A 23,624-nucleotide genomic window follows, 5' to 3' on the forward strand; every position below is an offset into this window, starting at 1 on the left:
CGATGGGAAAGGGTAAATTGATCGTCATAGACGGCCTTGACGGCAGCGGGAAACAGACTCAGACCAAGCTGCTGCTCGAAGCGCTTTCGCATACGGGGCAACCGGTTCGCCAAATAAGCTTTCCGACTTACGGCAAATCCTCGGCGCTGATTGAGCTCTACCTCTCAGGCGCGTTCGGCGGCCGCGCGGGGGATGTCAACCCCTATGCGGCGTCCACGTTTTTCACGGTCGACCGGGTGGCGTCCTACCTCGGCGACTGGAGAGCCGACTACGAGGCGGGTACGCTGATTGTCGCCGACCGCTACACGACATCGAACGCCATTCACCAGGCGGCCAAGCTCTCCACCGAGCAGAAGCGGGCCTTTTTTGCATGGCTTGACGACTTTGAGTATGAAAAGGTGAAGCTGCCCCGGCCCGATGCGGTGTTTTTCCTCGATCTGCCGCCTGCGCTCGGGCAGGAGCTCATGGCACGGCGCTACAGCGGCGACGAGCGGAAAAAGGACGTCCACGAGCGGGATCTCGCGTATCTCGAGCAGTGCTATGAGACTGCACAGCTCGCGGCGCGCGAACTCGGCTGGCAGCGTATAGAATGCTCTGGAAAGGGCGAAATTAAGAGCGTTCAGGAGATCCATTTGGAACTTGTGAGAAGAGTGAAGGAGATCTGCGATATTTTATGATTATTTTCCACGAAGTCAAGCTTACGGACAAACCCAGAATCGATGAGATGCTGCGCGCCTCGGCGCAGCGCAACTGCGAGCTGAGTTTTTCCAATCTCTATATCTGGCAGAGGACCTACGGTACCACCATCGCCTTTGTCGACGACATGCTGCTCGCCAAAAACGTAAAGCGCGGCAGCTTCTTTACCCCAGTCGGGCCGGGCGATCTGAAAAAGGCGGTCGAGAGACTGGTCGATTTTGCAAAGCAGGAGGGCTGCGAGGCCCGTTTCACCTGCGTGGATGAGCGGGGAATGGAGCAGATTCGCGCGCTGTTCGGCGACGCGTTTACCTATGAGCACAGCCGTGACAGCGACGACTATATCTACTCCCAGCAGGACCTGGCGACGCTGGCGGGGCGCGCGTTTCACGCCAAACGAAATCACGTCAACCGCTTCAAGGCGACCTACCGCTGGAGTTACGAGCCGGTCACCCGGGAGAACATCCCCGAGTGTCTGGAGGTCAGCCATGAGTGGTGCATGAGAAACGGCGTCTGCGAGGATCACGACGTGCAAAATGAGAAGTGCGCCGTCAAGGCCTATTTCGAGGGTTTTGAGCAGATGGGCGGCCGCGGCGGTCTGCTGCGTGTGGAGGGAAAGCCGGTCGCATTCACCGCCGGAGCGCCCCAATACGAGGGCAGCGACACGTTCATCGTCCACTTTGAAAAGGCGCTTGCCGACTACAACGGCGTCTATGCCACCATCAATCAGCTCTTTGTCGAGAACACGCTCGGCGATTTTGCCTTTGTCAACCGTGAGGAGGATATGGGCCTCGAGGGCCTACGCAAGGCAAAGCTCTCCTACAACCCGGTGCTTCTGCTACCGAAGTATACCGTCACACATGTCGGCTGAGAGTGGGGTGATGCGCGCCGGCAGAGAACAGCTGCCCCGGCTGATCGAGAACTGGAACCTCGTGTTCGGTGACAGCGTCGAAGAGATCAGACGGTTCTACGATGCTTTCTGGGAGGAGGGCGTCTTCCTCTGCATCTGCAGCGGCGGGGAGATTGTCTCTCAGCTTGCCCTGCTCCCGGCGGTCTACCGGTTCGCGGAGAAGACGGTACCCGCCTGGTATCTTTACGCCGCTCTGACTCGTCCCGAGGGACGCGGCCGGGGCCTGATGGGCGAGCTTGTCACAGCTGCTGTGCGGCAGGTGAGAGACATGGGCGCGCCGCTTCTCTTCACACTGCCGGCAAGCGCCGGGCTCTACGGTTACTATGCCCGTTTCGGCTTTGCGACGGCCTTTTTCCGCGAGCGCGGCGCGTCGGCTGCGTGGCCGGCCGGCTATGAGGCCTACCGCCGCCAGATGGAACGTGAGCCGTACTGCGTTGTCTGGGGGGAGCGCCACTTCTCCTACGCCGCAGGGGGTGGCTTCTCACCGCCCGGCTGCCGCGCGGTGCATGAGCCCGAGCCGTACGGCATGGCGCGCATCTGCGACGTGGCCGGTCTTCTGCGAGCGCTGCCCGAGGAGCAGGCCGCAGGGGCGCAGACGGCAGTGAGCGGCGATGAAATTATTTTGGAAAACAACGGCGTCTTCCGCCTGCCGTGCGGGGGAGAGAATCTCACCCTCGGCGAGCTTACGCCCCGGCTGCTGGCCGGGTTCGGCGGCGGGAGACCCTATGCGGATCTTCTGCTGGAATAAGGAGGACAGACAATGATGTACTTGTTTTTGGCCGATGGCTTCGAGGAGATGGAGGCCGTCGCCCCGATGGACATCCTGCGCCGCGAGGGCATGCAGCTCAAGCTCGTGGGCGTGCCCGACATCAAGGTGACGGGTGCGCATGGGCTCGAGGTCATCTGCGACATGCGCCCGGAGCATGTGGATCTCGAGACACTCAAAATGGTCATTTTGCCGGGCGGCCCGGGCTATGAGAATCTCGAGAAGAACGAGCGCGTGATGCAGATTCTGGACTTTGCCTACGAGAGCGGCTGCTTCATTGGAGCCATCTGCGCCGCCCCCTCGATTCTCGGGCGGCGGGGAATGCTCAAGGGACGCAGGGCGACCTGTTACCCCGGCTTTGAGTCGCAGTGTGAGGGCATGATTCACGCGAAAGAACCCGTGGTGCGCGACGGTCAGATTGTGACGGCAAACGGTCCGGGCGCCGCGGCGGAATTCGGCTTTCGGCTTCTGGAGCTCTACTACGGCGACAGGCGGACAAACGCGCTGCGCCGCAAGATGATGGCATGACCGATATTGATCTTGCAAAGCGAGCGCTGCGCGGCGAGTTCCGCGCGAGGCGGGAGGCTATCGCCCCCGCTCTGAGAGCGCAGCGGGATGAGGCGATCGCGCGCCGGCTCTTTGAGAGCGGCGCCTACCGCAGCGCGCGGGGAATTCTTTGCTACGTGTCCTATCAGAGCGAAATTGACACCCGCGCCATTTTGTGCCGGGCGCTCCGGGACGGCAAGCGGGTCGCAGCGCCCCGGGTGGACGCGCGCGTTCACAGTATGGCGTTTTACGAGCTTGCGGAGCCCGAAGATCTGGTCGGCGGCTACCGCGGCATCCCGGAGCCGCGAGAGGGTCTGCCGTCCGCGCAGGGAAGTGATTTTTCACTCTGCATCCTACCGGGATACTGCTTTGACGGGCGGGGCTATCGACTTGGCTATGGCGGCGGCTACTACGACCGCTTTCTGGCGAACTTCGGCGGGAGGAAACTCGGTCTCTGCTACAGGGAGAATCTGGTTTCGTCACTGCCGCATGACCGCTATGACATTCCGGCGGATCTTGTGATCTGCGAGGACGGCGAGGAGGAATACAATGCCAAATTCGAGTAACCACGACAAATCCAATACCCAGGATCTCAGCAAGATGAACCTCCGGGAGAGAAAGGCCAAGCGCCGTGCGGCGCGCACGTTCACCAGAACCTTTCTCTACGCCATGATGGTGTTGATTCTGGCGATCTTTCTGGCGGTGTTTGTCATCAAAACGGCAAACGACGCGCTGGGCTTTGTCAAACCCAGCAGCGAAGTCGAAGTCTACATTGAGAAAGGCGCGTCGGTGGACGAGATTTCCTCGACGCTGCACGAGGCGGGCATCGTCAAGTACGAGTGGGCGTTCAAGCTGTTTACCACCATTACAAAGTCCAAAGACAAGTTCAAATCGGGCACCTACACGCTCAACACCGATATGGACTATCTGGAGGTGGTGACCCGGCTCAAGCAGACGCCCAAACGCGAGACGGTCGACGTCACCATCACCGAGGGCAAGGAGCTGCGCGAAATCGCCGAGATCATGGAGAAAAACGGCGTCTGTTCGGCCGAGAGCTTTTTGACCTCGTGTCAGAATGACGAGTTCGACTACGATTTCATCAACGCGCTGCCCGACCGCGAGAATCGCATGGAGGGCTATCTCTTCCCGGATACCTACCAGTTCTACAAGGACGAGGACCCGAAAGTCGTCATCAAGAAGTTTTTGAACAATTTCAAAAAGAAATACGACGAGGAGCTCAGAGCCCGCACCGAGGAGCTTGGCATGACCATCGACGAGGTTATCACGCTCGCGTCGATCATCGAGAGAGAGGCGGCGGGCGACGAGGACCGCGGCAAGGTCTCGTCGGTCTTCCACAACCGCCTCGACAGCAAGGAGCTGCCCTACCTGCAGTCCTGCGCCACGGTGCAGTACATTTTGCAGGAGCGAAAGAGCGTGCTCTCCATCGCCGACACCAAGATTGACAGCCCTTACAACACCTATCTCTACAAGGGGCTGCCCCCCGGGCCAATTGCGGCGCCGGGCCTTGCGTCCATCAAGGCCGCTCTCTATCCGGAGGACACAGACTACTACTATTTCGTCGTAAATGCCGACGGAAAGCATCTGTTTGCCAAGACCCTCAAAGAGCACGAGGCGAACATCAAAAAGGCCAATTCCTCCCAGGGCACGGGAACGGTCATCGAGTGATGAGCAAAAAAGTGGAACTGCTGGCGCCGGCGGGGTCGCTTCTAAAACTCAGGACGGCGGTGCTCTACGGCGCCGATGCCGTGTACTGCGGCACAACGGAGTTTTCGCTGCGCGCGGGAAGCCAGAATCTGACGCTGCCCGAGCTGCACGAGGGGGTGGAGTTTGCCCACGCCCACGGCGCGCGGGTCTATGTGGCGCTGAACACCTATGCGCGAAGCGATGAGCTGCGCCGCATGGGCGATACCATTGAACAGATCGCGCAGGCGGGGACGGACGCCGTCATCGTCAGCGATCTCGGGGTGTTTGCGCTCGTCAGAGAGCGCGCACCCGACCTCGCCATTCACATTTCGACCCAGAGCAACGTGGTGAATTTCGGCGCCTGCGCCATGTGGCACAGGCTGGGCGCCTCGCGCGTGGTGCTCGCGCGCGAGCTGTCCCTTGCAGAGATCGCGGATATCCGCCGCAGCACGCCACCGGAGCTCGAGCTCGAGTGCTTTGTCCACGGGGCGATGTGTATGAGCTATTCGGGGCGCTGTGTCATGTCGAATTATCTGACCGGCCGCGATGCAAACCGCGGCGACTGCGCCCAACCCTGTCGGTGGAAATATGCGCTCACCGAGGAGAAGAGACCGGGCGAGTACTTTCCCGTCTATGAGGGAGAAGAGGGCAGCTTTGTCTTCAACTCCAAGGACCTCTGCCTGATTCGACGGCTGCCCGAGCTTGTGAAAGCGGGCGTTGTGAGCCTGAAAATTGAGGGGCGCATGAAATCGGAGTTCTATGTGGCGAGCGTGGTGTCGGCCTACCGCCGGGCACTTGACCAATATGAGAGGGATCCCGCCGGTTACCGGTTCGACGAGGGTCTCTACGAAGAGCTCTGTAAGGTGAGCCACCGCGCCTACTACGAGGGCTTTGTCGACGGGCCGCCGCAAAACGGCCAGATTCAGTCCACGGGCAGTTACATCCGCGAGTGGGAGATCGCGGCCTTTGTGGAGAGCTGGGATGCGGCCCGTGAGATGATGCGCTGCCGCCAGCGAAACAAATTCTGTCGGGGCGATGAGGTGGAGCTGCTGATGCCGGGCAGAGAACCGATGGCTCTGCGCATAGATCAGCTTTTCAACGCAGACGGACAGCCCGTTGAATCGGCCCCGCATGCGGATGAGCTGCTCTATGTACCGGTCCCGTTTGAGGTGCCGGCCTATTCCATGATACGTCGAAAGAAAGAGGAAGGCGTCAAGTGACGCCTTCCTCTTTTATGGAAAGGGCAATATTTCGGTGGCATTGCGGTTTTGCGGCTGGTGATTGATGCGCTCGAGCTCCTCGCGATAGCGGCGAACTTCCTCGGGGTCCTCATAGCGGCAGAGCAGCTCGCTGAGTTGGTCGGCGTTTTGTTTGGCGCGTTCAAGGCCGTTTTCGGCAATCTCACGGCACCTGTATTCCAGCCCCCGGCCGAGTGCTGTCTCAAAGCACATGGCGCGGATATATTCGTTAGATACGGCGCTCTCCAAAAGCGATTTTTCGTCGCGTCCGCCAAGTGCGCTGACGGCGTCGCTGAACTTTGCGAGCGCCCGCAGGGCGCTCGGGCCGGACTTCGGTTTGCCGCCGAGTTCTCTGACGCGCGTGCGAATTGCCTCGGCGTCGTTTGAACAGTCGGCCTGAATGCGCTGGAAGACGCGTTGCAGCTCGGGATTCTGGGTGGCGTCGGCATATTTCAGATACTGGTCCGCGCCGAGCTCTACATCGGGCAGCAGGTGGCGCATGGCAGAAATGCTGTATTCGTTCACGGTGCAGCCTCCTTTCAAAAATACTTCAGATTTAGTATCTGCAAATGCCAAAACCCTACCAGATGAAAATAATAGCCGCACATGCAGACAACGGTCGCAAAGGGCTCTTTGCCCATAACAATGTACATTCTGAAAATCGCAGACAAGGGCAAAACAACTAAAAATGGTATTGGTTTTGACCCAATCCTCGGCGAAAAGTCACTTGTATCAAAATTGTATCAATGATATAATAATCAAACAAACGGCTGCAGCCCTTGAGAATTCGCACCGTTTTATTTTGTTTTTTGGATGGGGAAGAGATATGGAACAGATCAGTATTATCATCGATCAAATGTTGATGTTTGCGATCATGATCGCCATCGGCGCAGTTGCGGCTAAAATGAAAGTATTTACACCGGACAATCTCAAGGTCATAGCAAATCTCATTTCCAAAATTTTGCTTCCGGCTATGATTTTGACATTGATTCCCTCCTCAGGCACGCGCCAGACTCTGTTTGACTCGATTCCCATTCTGCTCGCGTCTTTTGCCATTCTCTTTGTGCTTTTGTTTCTCGGGCGGCTCACGGGACTTCTGTTTCGTCTCAAGGGAAACACGCTCGATGTCCACACGGCTGATATGGCTTTTGGCAATGCGCGCTTCATCGGTCTGCCCATCATTGAGGAACTCTACGGACCGCTTGGCGTACTCACGGTTTCTATGTACTCGCTGATTGACCAGCTACTTCTCTACACGGTCGGCATGTTTCTTCTCACCGACAAAGAGCGCAAAGAGGGCCAGTACAAGTTCAATCTCAAAAACATGCTCAATCCCACACTCTTCGCTGTCATCGCGGGATTTATTCTGCTGTTTTTCAACGTGAAGATGGAGGGGGTCTTTTTCAACTCCATCACATCGCTCGGCGGTACGGCAAAGTATGTCGCAATGGTCTACCTCGGTGGAAGCCTCTACTATATGGGTGTCAAGGGAATTTTCAAGAGACCGAGTGTTCTGTCGATTGTCGCGGTCAAGCTCATCGCATTCCCGCTGCTTGTGTATCTGGTGTTGAACGCGACTGGATGGTTCGATCCGAGTGTTGTGATGTCGCTGGTCATTCTCTCGGCGATTCCGGTGATGAACAACACCGCCGTGCTCGCGCGGGTGGAGGGGTCGGATCACGAATACGCCTCAACGGCGATCTTTGTAACGACCATTCTGTTTATGGTGACGATGCCGCTTGTCATGTATCTGATCACGCTCTTTTGAACACAAAAGCGAGTGGAGAGATTCCACTCGCTTTTTTCAATTCTTACAATTCTCCGTCAAATGGCGGTTCCTTTTTGACAAATGACGACGCCGAGGTTATGATAATATCGTTGTACATTTCAAATCAATCAGAGGGGTAGCGCCATGCAGCTCATTGAATTTTTTAAGGCAGTTATCATCGGCATCATCCAGGGCATCACCGAATGGCTCCCAGTGTCGAGTACAGGCCACATGATACTGGCAAATGAATTCATCCATCTCAACATGACGCCCGCATTTCGGGGCATGTTTTTCGTGGTCATCCAGCTCGGATCGATTCTCGCAGTAGTCGTACTTTACTTTCACAAGCTAAATCCCTTTTCCCCTCGAAAAAGTGCGGTACAAAAGCGCGAGACGCTGTCGCTGTGGAGCAAAGTGATTGTGGCCTCGGTTCCAGCGGCGGTCGTTGGCATTCCTCTCAACGACAAGATTGAGGAGCTCTTTGGCGGCTACCAGGTTGTCACGGCAGCGCTCATCGTCTACGGCATTCTCTTCATTGTGCTGGAAAACCGAAATGCAAAGCGCGCGCCGCGCGTGCGCTCCCTTGAGGAACTCAGCTACAAGACGGCTTTTGCCATCGGTATGTTTCAGGTGCTCTCGCTGATTCCGGGGACCTCGCGCTCCGGTTCCACCATACTCGGTGCGATGCTCATCGGGCTCTCACGCGGGGTGGCGGCAGAATTCTCTTTCTTTCTGGCGATTCCCGCCATGTTTGGTGCGAGTGCCATCAAGCTGCTCAAATTCGGCTTTTCTTACACCAGCACGGAGATCATGATACTGCTCACGGGAACCATTGTCGCTTTTGTGGTGTCGGTGCTGGCGATCAAGTTTTTGATGAGCTACATCCGCCGGCACGATTTCAAGGCTTTTGGCTGGTACCGGATCATCCTCGGCGTGGTGGTGCTGTCATACTTTTTGATTTTTGCAAAATAAAAGGGTCAAACAGAATATCAAGCGGAGAGAGGCTGCCTCTCTCCGCTTTTTGTTTTGACGCTGTGTTATTTGTCGAAAAATTGCCTTGCTGCGCGATGTATGCTAGAATAGAAAAGATTGGTAGTCCGGGTGAACAAAAATAGTATGGTGGGCGGCCGCGTAATAGAGGGATTGTGAGCAATGAATACACAGAAAAAGATTCTGGTTGTGGAAGACAACGGGATAAACCGGGCAATGCTCCGTGAGATATTGTGCTCACAGTACCAGGTTTTGGAGGCGGAAAACGGTCTGGTAGCTCTTGAGGTGCTCCGAGAACTGGGCGAGCAGATTTCTCTGATTCTTCTCGACATCATCATGCCGGTCATGGATGGATACACTTTTCTGGCGAGGGTCAAATCTGACCCTCGCTATTCGTCAATTCCGATTATTGTGACCACACAGAACGACGATGAGTCCGATGAGGTCACGGCACTGTCTCACGGCGCGACTGATTTTGTTGCCAAGCCATACAAGCCCCAGGTGATTTTACACCGCGTGGCAAGCATCATCAACCTGCGTGAAACTGCAGCCATGATCAATCAGTTTCAATATGACCGTCTGACCGGGCTCTACAGCAAAGAGTTTTTCTACCAGCGTGCAAAAGAACTGATCACTCAAAATCCGGACCGGGAGTACGATATCATCTGCTCCGACATAGAGAACTTCAAGCTCATCAACGACATATTCGGCGTGCCGGCAGGCGACCATCTGCTTCGCGGCGTGGCGAAAATTTACGCCGAACAGGTGGGAGACCTCGGAATCTGCGGGCACTTCAACGCCGATCAGTTCGCCTGCCTGCTGGAGCGGCGGTGGAAGTACACCGATGAGCTGTTTGTGCGGGTCGGTGAGCAGATCAAAGCCCTGTCAAACGCCAAAAATGTCGTGATGAAATGGGGAATATACGCCGTAGAGGACCGGTCCCTCACTGTTGAGCAGATGTGCGATCGGGCTCTGCTCGCGGCGCGCAGCATTAAGGGGCTGTACGGCAGACATTTCGCGGCCTATGACGACAAGCTGCGCGGAAAACTTCTGCGCGAGAGGGACATCACCGACAGCATGGAGTCTGCACTGGCACAAAATCAGTTTGTCGTGTATTTTCAGCCGAAATATCGGCTTTGCGACTGTTCTCTTGCCGGGGCGGAGGCCCTGGTGCGATGGAACCATCCGCAGTGGGGGGTTCAGCCGCCGAGCGAGTTTATTCCCCTGTTTGAAAAAAGCGGTTTTATCGCCAAGCTCGATCAGTATATCTGGGACCGGACGTGCGCGGTGCTTCGCGAGTGGGACCAAAAGGGATATCCCCCCATACCGGTGTCGGTCAATGTGTCACGGGCCGATATCTACCATGCGGATTTGGCGGATGTTCTCAAAGAAATTGTTGAGAGATACGAGCTGCCGCCCTCCCGACTTCACCTGGAGATTACGGAGAGCGCCTACACCGAAAATCCGAGCCAGATTATTGAGACGGTGGAAGAGCTTCGCAGACTCGGATTTGTCATAGAGATGGACGACTTTGGAAGCGGCTACTCGTCGCTGAACATGCTCAATCGGATGCCGCTCGACATCTTGAAGCTCGACATGAAATTCATTCAGAGCGAGACTGTCAAACCGATCAGTCAGGGTATTCTGCGGTTTATCATGAGCCTTGCAAGATGGATGAATTTAAGCGTGGTGGCAGAGGGAGTCGAGACCGGCGAACAGCTCAGACGCCTTCGCGAAATCGGCTGCGACTATGCGCAGGGTTACTATTTTGCAAAGCCCATGCCCCTCGCTGAATTTGAAGAGCTCTTTTCACAGCGGAAAGTCCATATGCAGGGCGATGCCCACAGGCCGGGTGACCACTGGGCAGGACAGCTGCCGCAGGCCATTCTTGTGGCGGATGAGGACGCCGAGTACCGCAAACAGGTGAGTGCAACATTCGCAGGGAAATATCAGGTTTTTCAGGCGGCGAACGGAGATGAGGCGCTGGCTTGTATAGCAAACTGCGCCACCCAGCTTGCGGCGATCATCCTGAGTATGACTCTGCCCCAGACAGATGGGGAATCGGCTCTCACGATGATGAAAAGGGAGAAAGCGGTCTGGAATATCCCAGTCATTGTAACAGCGCCGTCGGATATGCGCAGGGAGTGCAGCGCATGGGAGCAGGGAGCGGACGATTTTGCCGGCAAGCCCCATTCACAGGCGAGTCTGTACCAGCGCGTTTTGCGTGCGGTGGAAATCAATACGCTGCGCGAGCGTGAGCATGTGCTCAAAGACGAGGCCTACCGGGATTCCATGACAGGGCTTCTCAACCGGCGCGGCCTTGCCGCTGCGGTTGAGAGCCTGGGCAGGGAGGACGCGCCGATGGCGGTCTATCTCTTTGACCTGGACGATCTCAAGCACATCAACGACAACTATGGCCATGTGAAAGGCGATGAGATGATTGAGTGCTTCAGTTCGGTACTGCGCTCACTGACGAGAGAGACAGACATTTTGGCCCGCTACGGCGGCGACGAGTTCGTCGCCGTCATCCGCCAGATGAGCACACGGGAAACCGCGCTGAAAAAAGGGGAGAGCATTTGCCAGGCTGTCCGCAACACTCCTTTTACAGAAGAGTTTCCCGCTGCGTGTACGGCAGGAGTGGCGCTCTGTGACACAGGTCTGCCGCTCAGTGAGATGATTGAACGGGCGGATCGGGCTCTGTATGAGGCGAAGAAGAAGAGAAAAGGCGGGTGTTGGCTGTGGGAAGACTGACGCAGATGGACGGGGTTACAGTATGGGAGCAGATGCTGTATGAATTCTGCCAGGCATGGTTTGAAGAACGGGACGCACAGGCGGCCCTTTCATTTTTCACAGATGATGTCGCATTCATCGGTACCGGCGAGCAGGAGTTTGTGCGGGGAAAAGAGAAGATGGCGGACTATCTCAGAGAGGACATTCTCGAGATTCCCGAGCCGTTTTCGTTTGAGCTCAAAACCATACATCATCAGCAGATGGCGCCGGACATCAGCAGCTTGGCAGCGGAGCTGACACTGAAAAACTCCGCATATGTCTGGCGCCTGAGGGGCTTTTTTACCATGGTGGAGCGGGACGGAAAACTGCTGTTTGACAGCCTGTATTTCGCCGAGCCAGGCGGCAGCCAGCGCGAGAGTGAACACTATCCACATACACTGGTCATGGAGAACGCGATCCGCCAGAGACAGGAGCTTTTAAACGACTCGATTGCCGGCGGAATGCTGGGGGGCTATCTGGAACCGGGTTTCCCCTTTTATTTCATCAACCGCCGGATGCTGGATTATTTGGGCTATGAGAACGAAGAGGAATTTGTACACGACATCGGCGGTCTGATCTCAAACTGCATACATCCAGGTGATCGAGAACTTGTCGATGGCGCTGTGGTAGCTCAGCTGGAGGAAAAGGGCGAGTATGTCGTGGAATACCGCATGAAAAAACGTGACGGCTCCTACATCTGGGTCCATGACATTGGCCGCAGAGTGACAGCGGAGGACGGCCGGTTTGCCATCGCGTCTGTCTGCATCGATATCACAGAGCGCAGACAGGCGCAGGAGGAGGTCATGCACCTCTACAACAACATTCCCGGCGCAGTCTTCCGCTGCCGGTTCGACCGCGATTTTTCTGTGATCGAAGCCAATGACGGGCTGTTTGATTTTCTCGGGTACACCAGAGAGGAGTTTGCCGCTCTTGGCAACAGAATGTCTGCGGTGATTCACCACGAGGATCTGGCTATTATGGCCGATAGGCTCAGAGAGCAACTCAAATTCGGCAATACCATTCGCAACGAGAACCGCCTGATCTGCAGGGACGGGTCGGTGAAATGGATTTCCATCAAGGCGCAGCTGATTCGCGAAGAAGACGAACAGCAGCATTTTTACTGTGTCTTTGTCGACATCACCGAGGAAAAGCGGATGCAGGAACGCATTCGGGATCTCTATGAAAAGGAGCTTGCGTACTTTGCCGAGCTTGCCTCGTCGGGCGGCAGCATCCAGGGGCGCCTCAATGCCACACAGAACCGTATGGAGAACTATCTCACCACCTCGGATGTGGCGATCGCACAGGTGGGTGACACCTATGACGGGACCATTGCAAATCTGTCGGCGTCGGCAGTGGATGAGAGCTATGCGGATACCATTCGAAGCGCCCTTAGCAGAGAGCAGGTGCTCGCCGACTATTCGGCGGGCCGGGTGGACTACCACTTTACCTTTCTGCGCCGGCGCAACGACGGCAGCGCGTTCTGGAGCAGCACATACTTTCGCTCCTACCGAAACCCCGAGAGTGGCGACATCATTGTCTTTTTCTACACATTTGACATCACCGAGCAGAAGCTGCAAGAGCAGCTTCTCGACCAGATCACACAGCTCGACTATGACGTTATTACCGAGGTCGACATGCAGTCTGACACCCACCGAATCATCTCGTTTAACGACCGCCATGAGAGCATGGTGCCCAGGCCGGGAAACTTCCAGAGGGAAATTCGCAATATCGCCGATCAGTTTATGGACGAGCAGTCGCGGCGGGAGTATCTGGAGAAGCTCGGCTATCGCTATATGAAAGATCAGCTGAGCCGCCAGGACTTTTACACATTCCTCGTGGAGATGAGAAATCCCCAGGGAGAACTCAGAATCATGCGCCACCGGGTGTTCTACATCAGCCGGGAGCTCGCACGCGTGTGCATCATGCGCATGGATGTGACGGACATTGTGCGTCAGGAGCAGCGGCAGAAAGACGATCTTGCGGCCGCGCTGTCGGCCGCTGAGCAGGCGAATGCGGCCAAGAGTGATTTTCTCTCACGCATGAGCCATGAGATCCGCACTCCGATGAACGCGATCATCGGGATGAGCACGATTGCCGCACAGTCCCTCGGCGACAGGGAGCAGGTGGCGGACTGCCTGGCCAAAATCGGCATTTCCTCCCGCTTTTTGCTGTCGCTGATCAACGACATTCTCGACATGAGCCGAATTGAGAGTGGCAAAATGCTGCTCAAAAATGAGAAGATTCCAACGGAGGAGTTTCTAAACGGCATCAACGCCATCTGCTTCAACCAGGCGGCGGCAAAGGGTGTGGAGTACGAGTGCATTGCCGACCCGGTTCTCGACGACTGCTACATCGGTGACGCCATGAAGCTGCAGCAGGTGCTCATCAATATTCTCAGCAACGCCATCAAGTTCACCAACGAGGGCGGAAGAGTCACTTTTTCCGCCGAGCAGCGCAGAAGATTCAAAAATACGGCGGTGCTGCGCTTTGTCATCAACGATACTGGTGTCGGCATGAGCGAGGAATTTATCCCGCACATCTTCGAGCCCTTTTCGCAGGAGTCGACCGGTACGACCGCCCTGTATGGGGGCACAGGGCTGGGACTTGCCATTTCAAAGAACATTGTCGATATGATGGACGGGCAGATCACCGTGCGTTCCATCAAGGGGATCGGCACGGAGTTTACGGTGGAAGTAAAACTGGGCATCTGCGAGCAGGAGCGCCGCTGCCGCCACACACAGGTGCAGGAGTATCAGTTCGCCCACCTGAAGACTCTCGTCGTCGACGACGATGTGGCGGTCTGCGAGAGCGCGATTGTCACTCTGCGCGAGATGGGAGTCAAAGCCGAGTGGGTGGACAGCGGCAGAAAGGCGATCGAGCGAGTGAGCGGACTGTGGGCCGACGGCAAATACTACGACATGATTCTCATCGACTGGAAAATGCCCGAGATGGACGGTATTGAAACGGCCCGGCGCATCCGTGGGATTGTCGGGCCGGAGGTGACCATCATCATCATGACGGCGTATGACTGGATCGCCATTGAACACGAGGCTAAGCTTGCGGGTGTCAACCTGCTCATGAGTAAACCCATGTTCAAATCCTCTCTCATCTCGGCGTTTTCCAAGGTGATGGGAGAGAGGGAGGAGCAGGCCTCAAGTGAGCGGACTGTGGAGTATGACTTTACCGGAAAACGCGTTTTGCTCGCCGAGGACAACCAGATCAACACGGAAGTGGCAAAGCTGCTGCTCGAAAGCAAGGGTATTGTCGTGGATGCAGTGGAAAACGGGCTGCAGGCGCTCGAGCGCTTCAGCAAATCGGAGCGGGGGTATTACGACGCCATTTTGATGGATATTCGCATGCCTCTGATGGACGGACTGGCAGCGACAACCAACATCCGCCATCTGAGCAACGCCGATGCGCGAACCATTCCCATCATTGCCATGACGGCAAATGCGTTTGACGATGACATTGAGATCAGCCGGGCGGCCGGAATGAATGCCCATCTGGCCAAGCCCATTGAGCCAAACAGGCTGTATCAGACACTTTACGACTTCATATTCGGAAAGAGAGGCTGAACCGTGAGCGAGTTTAAAGATGTGATGACGGCCTATGGCGCGGATTATCAGGCAACCATGAGCCGCTTTATGGGAAATGAAAGGACCTATTTAAAGTTTTTGAATATGTTCTTTGCCGACGAAAGCTTCCGAAAACTGGGCACAGCGCTTCAGGAGGGAGACGGCAAAGGAGCCTTTGAGGCGGCGCACACTCTCAAGGGTGTGGCGGGCAATCTGGGACTCACGCCTCTCTACGAAGCAGTCTGCGACATTGTGGAACCTCTGCGCACAGGGGAGAAGAGGGACTATGCACAGCTCTACCGGGTGATTCAAGACGAATTTCACCGGGTGGAGATTTTGCACAGGGAACTCAGTGAGGGGGTACGGCATGAAGCTTGAGGCCTCCCTGTTGTCGAATCAAATGGTCGAGGCTCTTCACGGAGCGCCGATTGCAATCTTTGTAAGTGCCCTTGATACCCGCGAACTGCTCTATGCAAACAGGGCGGCGAAAGAGCTGTTTGAGGAGGAGTTTCAAGGGGAGCTGACGAGCTGCTACCGTGCGGCCGGGTTTGATGAACCCTGTTCTTTCTGCCGCGCAGACAGGATCGGCACACAGCCCTTTGTCCGGGAATTTCACCACCCGGCCAACGACCGATACTATCAGCTCAGCGGCAAGCGAATCGAATGGGACGGAAAACCGGCACACATCGAATACATTGTGGACATCACGGAAAAAAAGCGCGAAATAGATCGGCAGAGCGGTATTCGCGCGGCGCTGCAGGACACATTCAGCAGCATCCCCTGCGGACTGGCGGTCTACCGCTGCAAGGGTGAGCATATTTTACCCGAGTTCCACAACCTGGCCTTTTACGAGATCATGGGCTACTCCGAGGAGCACGCGCGCCAATTGGAGAGAGAGACCAACTATCTGAATGTTCACCCACAGGATTTGGATGTCCTGAGAGGTGAGGTGCAGCGGGCAATCCAGAGCTGTAACGTTTTTGAGCATACCTACCGAGTCTGGAATGACCGCAGAGAAAGCTACTGCTGGATTCGTCTGGAGGGCTCGGTAAAGACACAGGGCGACGGCAGCAAGCTGCTCTATGGCGTGTACAGCGATGTCAGCAAGCAGATGTCGCTGGAGGGGGAGCTCACCGAAACCAATGAGAAGATGCAGGACATCATCAATGCCATTCCGGGAGGCGTGGCAATCTACAAGGTGAGCGATATTTTTGAGACAGTGTATTTCTCAGACGGGGTGCCGGAGCTGTCCGGCTACACCGTCGAAGAGTATCAAAAGCTCATTCGAGAGGATGCCGCAAAGTTGACCTATTCGGAGGACTCTCGCATGGTGGTGGAAAATCTGCGTCGCGCCATTCGGGAACAGACGGTTGCAAATTTTGACTTTCGTAAAATTCACCGCAATGGACACATCGTCTGGGTGCACATTCAGGCAAGGCAGATTGGCCGGCAGGATGGTTTTCCGTTGATTCAGTGCGTCTTTCACAACATTACCGATCTCAAGGAAGCGCAGCTGGAGATGGATCATCTGGTCAACTCCATTCCGGGAGGCATTGCAAGCTACCGCATCGAGGGAGGAAATGTCACTCCGAGCTTTTACTCCGACGGGGTTCCGGCGCTGTCGGGTCGAACACGCGAGGAATTTGATGAGCTCGTCCGAAAGGACGCCTGCGATATGATCTATGCGCTCGACCGCAAGCGGGTGCTTGCGGCGGCGAGAGCGGCCATTGAGAGCGGCGAAGTGCTCAACATCTCCTATCGGATGCACCACCGCGACGGCAGGCTCATCTGGATTCACCTCAACGGCCGCCGCATGGGACCGCTGGCCGAGACCACCTGGTTTTACGCGGTTTTCACCGGTATGTCTGCCGAGACCCGGCTGTTTCAGGACATTGCCAACGAGGCTGCAGATGGAATCTATGTCATTGACCGTGAAAATTACGATCTGCTCTACGCAAACGAGAAGACGGAACTCTTTGCAAAAGGGGGCAACGTTCTCGGTCGGAAGTGCTATGCGGCGCTTCATGGAAAGAGTGAACCCTGTGAATTTTGTACGCTGAAGACCCATGTACCGGACGGCAGAGAGCATGAGATCGCAGTGGGCGCGGCGGACCGCTTTTATACCGCCCGCTGCCGCATGACGGACTGGAATGGAGTTCCGGCCTACATTCAGTACATCCGCGACGTCACGAAAGAGGTCAAAATCCGCCGGGACAAAGAGCGGCTCGAAAAGTATTTTCAGACGATGGTCAAAAATCTGCCGAGCGGCGTCGCCGTGGTCCACTATGAAAAGGACGGGAGCATGAAGCCGGAGTTTCTCTCGGACGGATTCGCCTCGATGACCGGCATGACGCTGGAACAGGCGTGGAAGCTCTACCGGCACGATGCGATGGCAGGCGTTCATCCCGACGACCGGCGTAGCGTACGGGAACAGATGGAGCGCTACATTGAAAGCGGTGACAGTCAGTGTGAGATCGTCTACCGGATCGCAAGTGGAAAGACGGGCTATGTCTGGGTTAAAAACACACTCTCGCTGATACAAAACGAGGGTGGCGAGAGCCGCGTCTACGCGGTCTATCATGACATCACAAGGGAACGGGAGGAGCGGCGCAGCATCCGTCAGCGCTACAACGAGCTGCTCATGCAGCACTACAGGACGCCAGGCCCCGACGCGCTGATTGTCGGCCACTGCAACATCACGCGCAATCAGATATTGGAGATCAACGACTACACGGGGCTGAATTTGCTGGAGACACTCGGGACAGTCCGCGAAGATTTTTTCAACGGGCTCTCCCACTTTGTAGTCGATGCGAAGCAGCGCGAAAAATTTTTATTGACCTATCTTGGTGAGCCCTCGCTGAGTGCCTTTACACAGGGAATCACCGAGCGATGCCAGGAGTATTTTATTCATCTTCCCAATGAGCCGTGCGGGAGGTATGCGCAAGTCAAGATGAATATGGTCGCGACGCCCGACAGCGGCGATGTCACCGGCATTTTGATGGTGACAGACATCACAGAGCGCACAATGTCCGAGCGGGTTCTGCACCAGCTCTCGGTCGCCGGAAACGACTTTGTCATGGACGTCGATCTGTCGCAGGACAGCTACAAGCTGCTCTCCCAAAACGAGGTGGCAAGCCATGTTCCACTCGAGTATGGCTGCTACTCGAAATGGATTGCCGCGATGGCGGCGTCCAAAATTGTCCCGAGAGACAGGCAGGCCTATCTGACCGGATTGAATCCGGACCGGATACTTGAGAGACTTCAGAGCAGCGGTCCATACACATTTGCCTACTCCGTAGAAGACGACGGGAGTATTCTCACAAAGAACATGACGGTCTCCGCCATTGACCTGCGCCTGAAGCGAATCTGCCTGTCGCGCACCGATATCACCGATTCTGTGCGTGAACAGCAGGCGCTGCTGCGCGTGATCGCGTACACTTTTGAAATTGCGGGCTTCATTGACCTGAGCAGCGGGAAGCTCACGCTCTACACCAGGGAGACGGTGCTGGAGAATCTACCACCGCACTATGTGGAACACTATGGGGATGCCATCGTACGCTTTGCGAGCCGGTATATTGCCAAGGAAAACAGGGAGGATGTGCTCTCGCGATTCCAGATCGGTGACATGCTCGGGCGGCTCGCTGAGAGGCCGGCGGGGTATGATTTCCTGTTTGTACACCGCGACGCAGATCGGGAGCGGTACAAGCAGGTCAACGTGCTGTGGGGTGATACCAACCACCGCACGCTCTGCCTCGTCCGGGCGGATGTGACCGATATGCTGGCTGCGGAACAACGCACCAAAAAAGAACTTAGAAATGCGCTTGCCCAGGCGCAGGAGGCCAACCGCGCCAAGAGCGATTTTCTCTCCACCATGAGCCACGACATCCGAACGCCAATGAATGCTATCATGGGAATGACGGCGCTTGCGGTGGCCCATATGGACGACCGCGACCGGGTGGCCGACTGTCTGGCGAAGATATCAGTCTCCTCAAGGCATCTGCTCAGCCTGATCAATGACATTCTGGACATGAGTAAAATCGAGAGCAACAAGCTCTCGATCAGCTGCCGGGAGATGTCAATTTCCGAGTTGACGCAGCAGCTTGCGGATATGATCGGTCCGCAGGCCGGCGAGGCGGGGCTTGCGCTGCACATTCGCACTGATCTGCGCCATGAGTGCTTCTACGGGGACTCTCTGCGGATGAATCAGATTTTGATCAATCTGCTGAGCAACGCCGTCAAATTCACACCCGAGGGCGGCAGCATCGACTTTTCGGTGGAGGAGATTGCCCCCCTTGCAGATGAGAGCCACGTGCGCTACCGGTTCGTCGTATCGGATACGGGAATCGGCATGAGCGAGGACTTTCAGGGCAACCTGTTTGCCCCCTTTACGCGCAGTGGAACGACCGAACGCGTCGAGGGAACGGGGCTCGGTCTGAGCATTGTAAAGGGACTTGTGGAGTTGATGGGAGGGAAGATCACCGTCAAGAGCAGCGAGGGCGTGGGCTCGACTTTCAGCGTTGAGCTGGAATTTGAACCCGCGCAGGACGACACCTGCGCGGGAAGAGCGATCTCTGCGCCCTCCGGGCAGAGGGGGAGCCTCTTTGCCGGGCGGCATTTTCTCGTCGTCGAGGACAATGCCATCAATGCGGAGATTCTCTGTGAGCTGCTCGCCATGCACGGGGCGCACTGTGTTGTGAAAACGGATGGTCTGCAGGCGGTTCACGCCTTTTCGCAGACCCCGCAGGATACCTATGACGCCATCTTGATGGACATTCAGATGCCGCAGATGAATGGGTATGAGGCGACCCGCGCAATTCGGGCAATGGATCGTGCCGATGCCGCTACAATTCCGATTGTCGCGATGACGGCCAATGCTTTCGCCGAGGATGTACAGGCGTCTCTCAACGCCGGTATGAACGCGCACGTCTCAAAGCCGATTGACACACAGGTTCTCGAGAGCACGCTGCGCCAGGTGCTGCGCGTGTAAAAAAGAGCGCCGCAGTCCGAGAGGACCGCGGCGCTCTTTCAGTCGAGATGCTGTTGTCGTATGAGCTCCCGCAGCAGCGCGGCGGAGCGCTCAAGTCCCTGGCGCTCGTGCCCGTCGAGAGAGATGTCGAGAATCTGAAGCACCCCCTCACGCCCCACGACGCAGGGCAGACCGATGCAGAGCCCATCGAGGCCGTAGTGCCCCTGACAGTGGGTGCTGACCGTCAAAATGGACTCCTCATCGCGGATGATGGCCTCGCAGATGCGCAGGACCGCAAGGGATATCGCGTAGTAGGTCGCGCCCTTTTTTTCGATGATCGCATAGGCGCTGTTTTTAACCTCATCAAAAATGGGGTGGAGGGTCTTCGCGCTCTCGCTCGCGCAGCACACGCGGCAGTAGTCGCCGATGTCGACGCCGGAGATATTCGCCGAGCTCCACACGGCGAGTTCGCTGTCGCCGTGCTCGCCGATGACAAAGGCGTGCACATTGCGGCTGTCCACATGCAGACGCCGGCCGAGCAGGTATTTGAGACGCGCGGTGTCAAGTACCGTGCCCGAGCCGATGACTCTCTGCGCAGGAAAGCCCGAGAGCTTGAGCACAGCCTGCGTCAGAATGTCAACCGGATTTGACACAACGAGCAGAATACACTCGCGGTTTCGCGAGACGATCTCGGGTACGATCTGGCGCATGATCGCGACATTTCGTCCGACGAGATCGGTGCGGCTCTCGTCGGGCTTCTGGTTTGCGCCGGCTGTGATGATGACAAGGGCGGCGTCGGCAAGATCGTCATAGCCGCCGGCGCGGATCTGGGCGGGCTTTAGAAAGGGGAGGCAGTGGTTGAGATCCATTGCCTCCCCGTCGGCCTTTTCCGGGTCGAGATCGATGAGAATGAGCTCCGAGAAGAGGCCGCTCTTCATCAGAGTAAATGCAGTTGTCGCGCCGACCTGGCCGCAGCCGATGATGGCGCATTTTTGCAGATTGACCATAGGAACCTCCCACTTTTTGTTTCTGGTGGTAGTTTGGTTCCGATCGGGTGAATTATGAGCGTCAGTTGGTTGTGACAGTGACGCTTCCGCTGCTGATGGCAGCCCGAATCGCATTTTCAGCGCTATTTTCGGTCAAAAACCGGTCGCTCTGCTTTTTGCCATTCACTTTTACCGAGCCGAAATCGGCGTTCAAATCAAAGTTGTACGCGCTCTCGGCGAGGTCTGTAATGATTTTACAGCTGCCAAAGTCGACTTTGATATCGGTCTGTCCGCGGATGCTTCCGGTCAGTTCCGAACTGCCGGAGCTCTGTGAGAGACGCAGCGCCCCGGTTGTGAGACCTGTTGCAGTGATGTCGCCGAAATCCTGACCGATGGAGAGACTGTCAAAGGAGCTGTCGACAAGCCGGATGCCCGAAGACGCGGAGTTTATGACCACCGCACCCCCTGAAAAGCCGCGAAATTCGCTTGAACCGAAGTCGACGTCGTAGCGCAGAGAATCCATCGCGCTGTCGGAGAGCTTCAGACTGCCGCTGGCAAGATCGATGTCGGCGGCTTTCGCTGTGAGAGACGACAGAGTCATATTGCCAAAGTCCAGTTTGAGCTTCAGCTCGTCGGCCGTGAGACCCGAACAGATGAGCTTGCCGCTGGCAAGCCGGATGTCGGCAAGCGTGAGCGCCGCTTCTTTTGGCAGATAGAGCTCCAAATAGTTGCTCTTTGCTGAAAAGCCGATGTGCAGCGGCGCGCTTCCGTGCTTCTGGCGCACGGTGAGCCTGTCGCCGTCCAATGTCACCTCGGGAGTGACGCGCTCGTCAAGGAACCCGTACTCATACCCGTAGTGGTCAGAGAGCTCAACGCTCACATCCGCAAAGGAGATATCGACCGAGAGTTCCCGAAAAGCGGCCACGGTCTCTTCGACGGCGACATAGCTGCTGTCCTCATAGAAATAGACGCGGTTGTTGAGAATATAGAAGCTGTGGCGCGCGCCGAGTGAGAGGCCGGTAAGGAGCATCACAATGCCGAGCGCGCAGCAGATGCCGGCAACAAGAAGCGCTCTTCTGGTCAGCTTTTTCATGCTTTTACCCTCCTGCGCACCAGGAGCTTGGAGCCGAGGCGCGCGACGCCGCTGACACTCAGACGCGCAAACCAGATCGTCGGCATGGTCAGCAGTATGCCGACGGCGAAGACCACAAGGCCGGCGCCGATCAGAGCAATCGCCGTGGGCGGATGGGCGGGAAGCGCCGTCAGGCCCAAAATGGCAGCGGCGATGCTCGCTGCAAACAGGGCGAGACACACGGCGAAAAATGCGACGATGAGCACAAAGACCACAAGCAGCAGCGCGAGCACCACGATGGCTCCCGCAAGGGCAAGGGGCAGCGCAATGGGCGCGGCGAAGATCGCGAGAATCACCATCCAGACAGTGGACAGCCCCTTTTTGACCGGAGGGGCGGGCGCCTCGGCAGCGCTCTTTACGGCAAAGTCGGTCATGATCTGGGCCGCCACCTGTTCGGGGGCGCCGAGCTCCGCCATCACTTCCTGTTCGCGCTCAGGCCCGGCGTCGTCAAAGTATTCAGCATAGTAGAGAAGAGCCGAGCGCTGCTCCTCCTCGGGGAGCGCGCGCAGCTCGCGCTCGAGCGCGATGAAGTATTCCGCTCTAGTCATGAGAGATCCCGCCTTTCAAGGCACTGTCGACACAGGCCTTATATTTTTGCCATTCGCGAAGATAGTAGTCGTATTTTGCCCTGCCGTAGTCCGTGATGGCGTAGTAGCGCCGGTTTCGTCCCTGGTAGGGCTGGTCGTAGGTTGTCAGACACCCCTCTTTTTGAAGCCGCCGCAAGACAGGGTAGAGAGTTGATTCGGATACCTCGATGGCCCTGCGGATATTCTGTGTGAGAACATAGCCGTAGGTGTCGCCCTGGGACAGCGTTGCCAGCACACAGGCATCGAGCAGAGCAGCCCCGAGCTGAAAGGTCATGAAACCACCTCTTTCTGTTGCATGTCGAATGATATTATATATTGTATAATATTATTTGTCAACAATGATGCACGAATTCGGCAACTGCCGAATAGAATAGAACCGTAATCAAACGGGAAGAAGAGGTGGTACTGTGGCCATACGGATTTTTATCGATCAGGGGCATAACCCGAGCGGGCCCAACGCCGGGGCTGAGGCGAACGGCCTGCGCGAGCAGGATGTCAACTTCAATGTGGGAACCTATCTCGCGGAGCTGCTCAGAACCGACCCGCGCTTCGAGGTGCGCGTATCGCGCAACACGCCAACCGAGAGCCTCGGCACGAGCAACGCCACAAGCCTTGCGGCGAGAGTGGAGCTTGCAAACAGCTGGCCTGCGGACTACTTCATCAGCATACACAGCAATGCCAATGTGAATCCAGCCATCAACGGCAGCGAGGTCTATGTCTACAGCGAGGGGAGCACCGCCTACTACTTCGGTGAGAGCATACTCAATGCCATTGTTGACATTGTGGGCATGAAGAACAACGGCCTGCGCGTCAACCCGTCGCTCTACGTCCTGCGCCGCACGACCATGCCGGCGGTACTGGTAGAGCTCGGGTATCTGACCAACGCCGCCGATGCCGAGCGGCTTGCAAACGATCAGGTCGCGTTTGCCTATGCAATTTATATGGGGATTTTAAACTACTTTGGCTACGAGCCGATCTCATAGATATAAAAAGG

Annotated in this window: 19 protein-coding genes; 14 read left to right on the forward strand and 5 right to left on the reverse strand. The window is 56.5% G+C overall.

Annotation, left to right across the window (positions count from 1 at the left end; all coding sequences use genetic code 11):
• Positions 1–2: 2 nt before the first annotated feature.
• Genes H8695_RS00830 through H8695_RS00860 form a run of 7 tightly spaced genes read left to right on the forward strand, consistent with a single transcriptional unit; the run spans position 3 to position 5,839 of the window.
• Complete coding sequence (locus H8695_RS00830; protein ID WP_249298879.1) at positions 3–677, forward strand: dTMP kinase; 675 nt, start codon at positions 3–5, stop codon at positions 675–677.
• Positions 674–1,564: a DUF2156 domain-containing protein gene (locus H8695_RS00835; RefSeq protein ID WP_249298880.1), complete on the forward strand. Its 891-nt coding sequence runs from the start codon at positions 674–676 to the stop codon at positions 1,562–1,564. Before H8695_RS00830 ends, H8695_RS00835 begins: the two co-directional genes overlap by 4 nt.
• Positions 1,554–2,351 carry a GNAT family N-acetyltransferase gene (locus tag H8695_RS00840; protein WP_249298881.1) on the forward strand — a complete coding sequence of 266 codons (798 nt, stop codon included), beginning with the start codon at positions 1,554–1,556 and terminating at the stop codon, positions 2,349–2,351. Before H8695_RS00835 ends, H8695_RS00840 begins: the two co-directional genes overlap by 11 nt.
• A 15-nt stretch (positions 2,352–2,366) precedes the next feature.
• Positions 2,367–2,897 (forward strand): DJ-1 family glyoxalase III, encoded by a 531-nt coding sequence (locus H8695_RS00845; protein WP_249298882.1) that lies wholly within the window; start codon positions 2,367–2,369, stop codon positions 2,895–2,897.
• Complete coding sequence (locus H8695_RS00850; protein ID WP_249298883.1) at positions 2,894–3,481, forward strand: 5-formyltetrahydrofolate cyclo-ligase; 588 nt, start codon at positions 2,894–2,896, stop codon at positions 3,479–3,481. Before H8695_RS00845 ends, H8695_RS00850 begins: the two co-directional genes overlap by 4 nt.
• Entirely contained in the window at positions 3,465–4,601 is a 1,137-nt protein-coding gene (gene mltG / locus H8695_RS00855) for an endolytic transglycosylase MltG (protein WP_249298884.1), read from the forward strand. Before H8695_RS00850 ends, mltG begins: the two co-directional genes overlap by 17 nt.
• Positions 4,601–5,839 carry a peptidase U32 family protein gene (locus H8695_RS00860; RefSeq protein ID WP_249298885.1) on the forward strand — a complete coding sequence of 413 codons (1,239 nt, stop codon included), beginning with the start codon at positions 4,601–4,603 and terminating at the stop codon, positions 5,837–5,839. The genes mltG and H8695_RS00860 overlap by 1 nt, the downstream gene beginning before the upstream one ends.
• Before the next feature lie 12 nt (positions 5,840–5,851).
• On the opposite strand, the gene H8695_RS00865 is transcribed toward H8695_RS00860, so the two are convergent.
• Positions 5,852–6,382 carry a DUF2383 domain-containing protein gene (locus H8695_RS00865; RefSeq protein WP_249298886.1) on the reverse strand — a complete coding sequence of 177 codons (531 nt, stop codon included), beginning with the start codon at positions 6,380–6,382 and terminating at the stop codon, positions 5,852–5,854.
• Positions 6,383–6,683: 301 nt separating this feature from the next.
• On the opposite strand from H8695_RS00865, the gene H8695_RS00870 reads away from it, so the two are divergent.
• The 6 genes from H8695_RS00870 (at position 6,684) to H8695_RS00895 (ending at position 19,946) form a co-directional block, all read left to right on the forward strand.
• Positions 6,684–7,625, forward strand: coding sequence for an AEC family transporter (locus H8695_RS00870; protein WP_249298887.1), 942 nt, complete (start codon positions 6,684–6,686; stop codon positions 7,623–7,625).
• A gap of 144 nt (positions 7,626–7,769) precedes the next feature.
• Positions 7,770–8,597 (forward strand): undecaprenyl-diphosphate phosphatase, encoded by an 828-nt coding sequence (locus H8695_RS00875; RefSeq protein WP_249298888.1) that lies wholly within the window; start codon positions 7,770–7,772, stop codon positions 8,595–8,597.
• A gap of 180 nt (positions 8,598–8,777) precedes the next feature.
• Positions 8,778–11,366 carry an EAL domain-containing protein gene (locus H8695_RS00880; protein WP_249298889.1) on the forward strand — a complete coding sequence of 863 codons (2,589 nt, stop codon included), beginning with the start codon at positions 8,778–8,780 and terminating at the stop codon, positions 11,364–11,366.
• Positions 11,354–14,959, forward strand: a complete 3,606-nt coding sequence (locus H8695_RS00885; RefSeq protein WP_430413279.1) for a response regulator — start codon at positions 11,354–11,356, stop codon at positions 14,957–14,959. The genes H8695_RS00880 and H8695_RS00885 overlap by 13 nt, the downstream gene beginning before the upstream one ends.
• 3 nt (positions 14,960–14,962) lie before the next feature.
• Positions 14,963–15,337 carry an Hpt domain-containing protein gene (locus H8695_RS00890; protein ID WP_249298890.1) on the forward strand — a complete coding sequence of 125 codons (375 nt, stop codon included), beginning with the start codon at positions 14,963–14,965 and terminating at the stop codon, positions 15,335–15,337.
• Complete coding sequence (locus H8695_RS00895; protein ID WP_249298891.1) at positions 15,327–19,946, forward strand: hybrid sensor histidine kinase/response regulator; 4,620 nt, start codon at positions 15,327–15,329, stop codon at positions 19,944–19,946. Before H8695_RS00890 ends, H8695_RS00895 begins: the two co-directional genes overlap by 11 nt.
• Positions 19,947–19,984: 38 nt before the next feature.
• Here the strand turns inward: H8695_RS00895 and H8695_RS00900 are convergent, their stop codons facing one another.
• From H8695_RS00900 to H8695_RS00915, 4 genes are all read right to left on the reverse strand, one after another.
• Positions 19,985–20,932 (reverse strand): L-lactate dehydrogenase, encoded by a 948-nt coding sequence (locus tag H8695_RS00900; RefSeq protein ID WP_249298892.1) that lies wholly within the window; start codon positions 20,930–20,932, stop codon positions 19,985–19,987.
• A 61-nt stretch (positions 20,933–20,993) separates the two neighbouring features.
• Complete coding sequence (locus H8695_RS00905; protein WP_249298893.1) at positions 20,994–22,004, reverse strand: DUF4097 family beta strand repeat-containing protein; 1,011 nt, start codon at positions 22,002–22,004, stop codon at positions 20,994–20,996.
• The gene (locus H8695_RS00910) at positions 22,001–22,591 is read right to left on the reverse strand and encodes a DUF1700 domain-containing protein (RefSeq protein ID WP_249298894.1); all 591 of its coding nucleotides are present in this window, start codon (positions 22,589–22,591) and stop codon (positions 22,001–22,003) included. The genes H8695_RS00905 and H8695_RS00910 overlap by 4 nt, the downstream gene beginning before the upstream one ends.
• A complete protein-coding gene (locus tag H8695_RS00915; RefSeq protein WP_249298895.1) occupies positions 22,584–22,904 on the reverse strand; it encodes a PadR family transcriptional regulator in 321 nt (106 codons plus the stop codon). Before H8695_RS00915 ends, H8695_RS00910 begins: the two co-directional genes overlap by 8 nt.
• Before the next feature lie 133 nt (positions 22,905–23,037).
• Between H8695_RS00915 and H8695_RS00920 the strand changes: the two genes are divergently transcribed.
• The gene (locus tag H8695_RS00920) at positions 23,038–23,613 is read left to right on the forward strand and encodes an N-acetylmuramoyl-L-alanine amidase (protein ID WP_249298896.1); all 576 of its coding nucleotides are present in this window, start codon (positions 23,038–23,040) and stop codon (positions 23,611–23,613) included.
• Positions 23,614–23,624 lie beyond the last annotated feature (11 nt).

The organism is Feifania hominis (assembly GCF_014384765.1).
GTDB lineage: Bacteria > Bacillota > Clostridia > Oscillospirales > Feifaniaceae > Feifania > Feifania hominis.

Bases quoted from the DNA above. Each gene is read 5' to 3' on its own strand.
- H8695_RS00830 (WP_249298879.1), top strand. From the start codon at position 3: ATGGGAAAGGGTAAATTGATCGTCATAGACGGCCTTGACGGCAGCGGG.
- H8695_RS00835 (WP_249298880.1), top strand. From the start codon at position 674: ATGATTATTTTCCACGAAGTCAAGCTTACGGACAAACCCAGAATCGAT.
- H8695_RS00840 (WP_249298881.1), top strand. From the start codon at position 1,554: ATGTCGGCTGAGAGTGGGGTGATGCGCGCCGGCAGAGAACAGCTGCCC.
- H8695_RS00845 (WP_249298882.1), top strand. From the start codon at position 2,367: ATGTACTTGTTTTTGGCCGATGGCTTCGAGGAGATGGAGGCCGTCGCC.
- H8695_RS00850 (WP_249298883.1), top strand. From the start codon at position 2,894: ATGACCGATATTGATCTTGCAAAGCGAGCGCTGCGCGGCGAGTTCCGC.
- mltG (WP_249298884.1), top strand. From the start codon at position 3,465: ATGCCAAATTCGAGTAACCACGACAAATCCAATACCCAGGATCTCAGC.
- H8695_RS00860 (WP_249298885.1), top strand. From the start codon at position 4,601: ATGAGCAAAAAAGTGGAACTGCTGGCGCCGGCGGGGTCGCTTCTAAAA.
- H8695_RS00870 (WP_249298887.1), top strand. From the start codon at position 6,684: ATGGAACAGATCAGTATTATCATCGATCAAATGTTGATGTTTGCGATC.
- H8695_RS00875 (WP_249298888.1), top strand. From the start codon at position 7,770: ATGCAGCTCATTGAATTTTTTAAGGCAGTTATCATCGGCATCATCCAG.
- H8695_RS00880 (WP_249298889.1), top strand. From the start codon at position 8,778: ATGAATACACAGAAAAAGATTCTGGTTGTGGAAGACAACGGGATAAAC.
- H8695_RS00895 (WP_249298891.1), top strand. From the start codon at position 15,327: ATGAAGCTTGAGGCCTCCCTGTTGTCGAATCAAATGGTCGAGGCTCTT.
- H8695_RS00900 (WP_249298892.1), bottom strand. From the start codon at position 20,932: ATGGTCAATCTGCAAAAATGCGCCATCATCGGCTGCGGCCAGGTCGGC.
- H8695_RS00905 (WP_249298893.1), bottom strand. From the start codon at position 22,004: ATGAAAAAGCTGACCAGAAGAGCGCTTCTTGTTGCCGGCATCTGCTGC.
- H8695_RS00910 (WP_249298894.1), bottom strand. From the start codon at position 22,591: ATGACTAGAGCGGAATACTTCATCGCGCTCGAGCGCGAGCTGCGCGCG.
- H8695_RS00915 (WP_249298895.1), bottom strand. From the start codon at position 22,904: ATGACCTTTCAGCTCGGGGCTGCTCTGCTCGATGCCTGTGTGCTGGCA.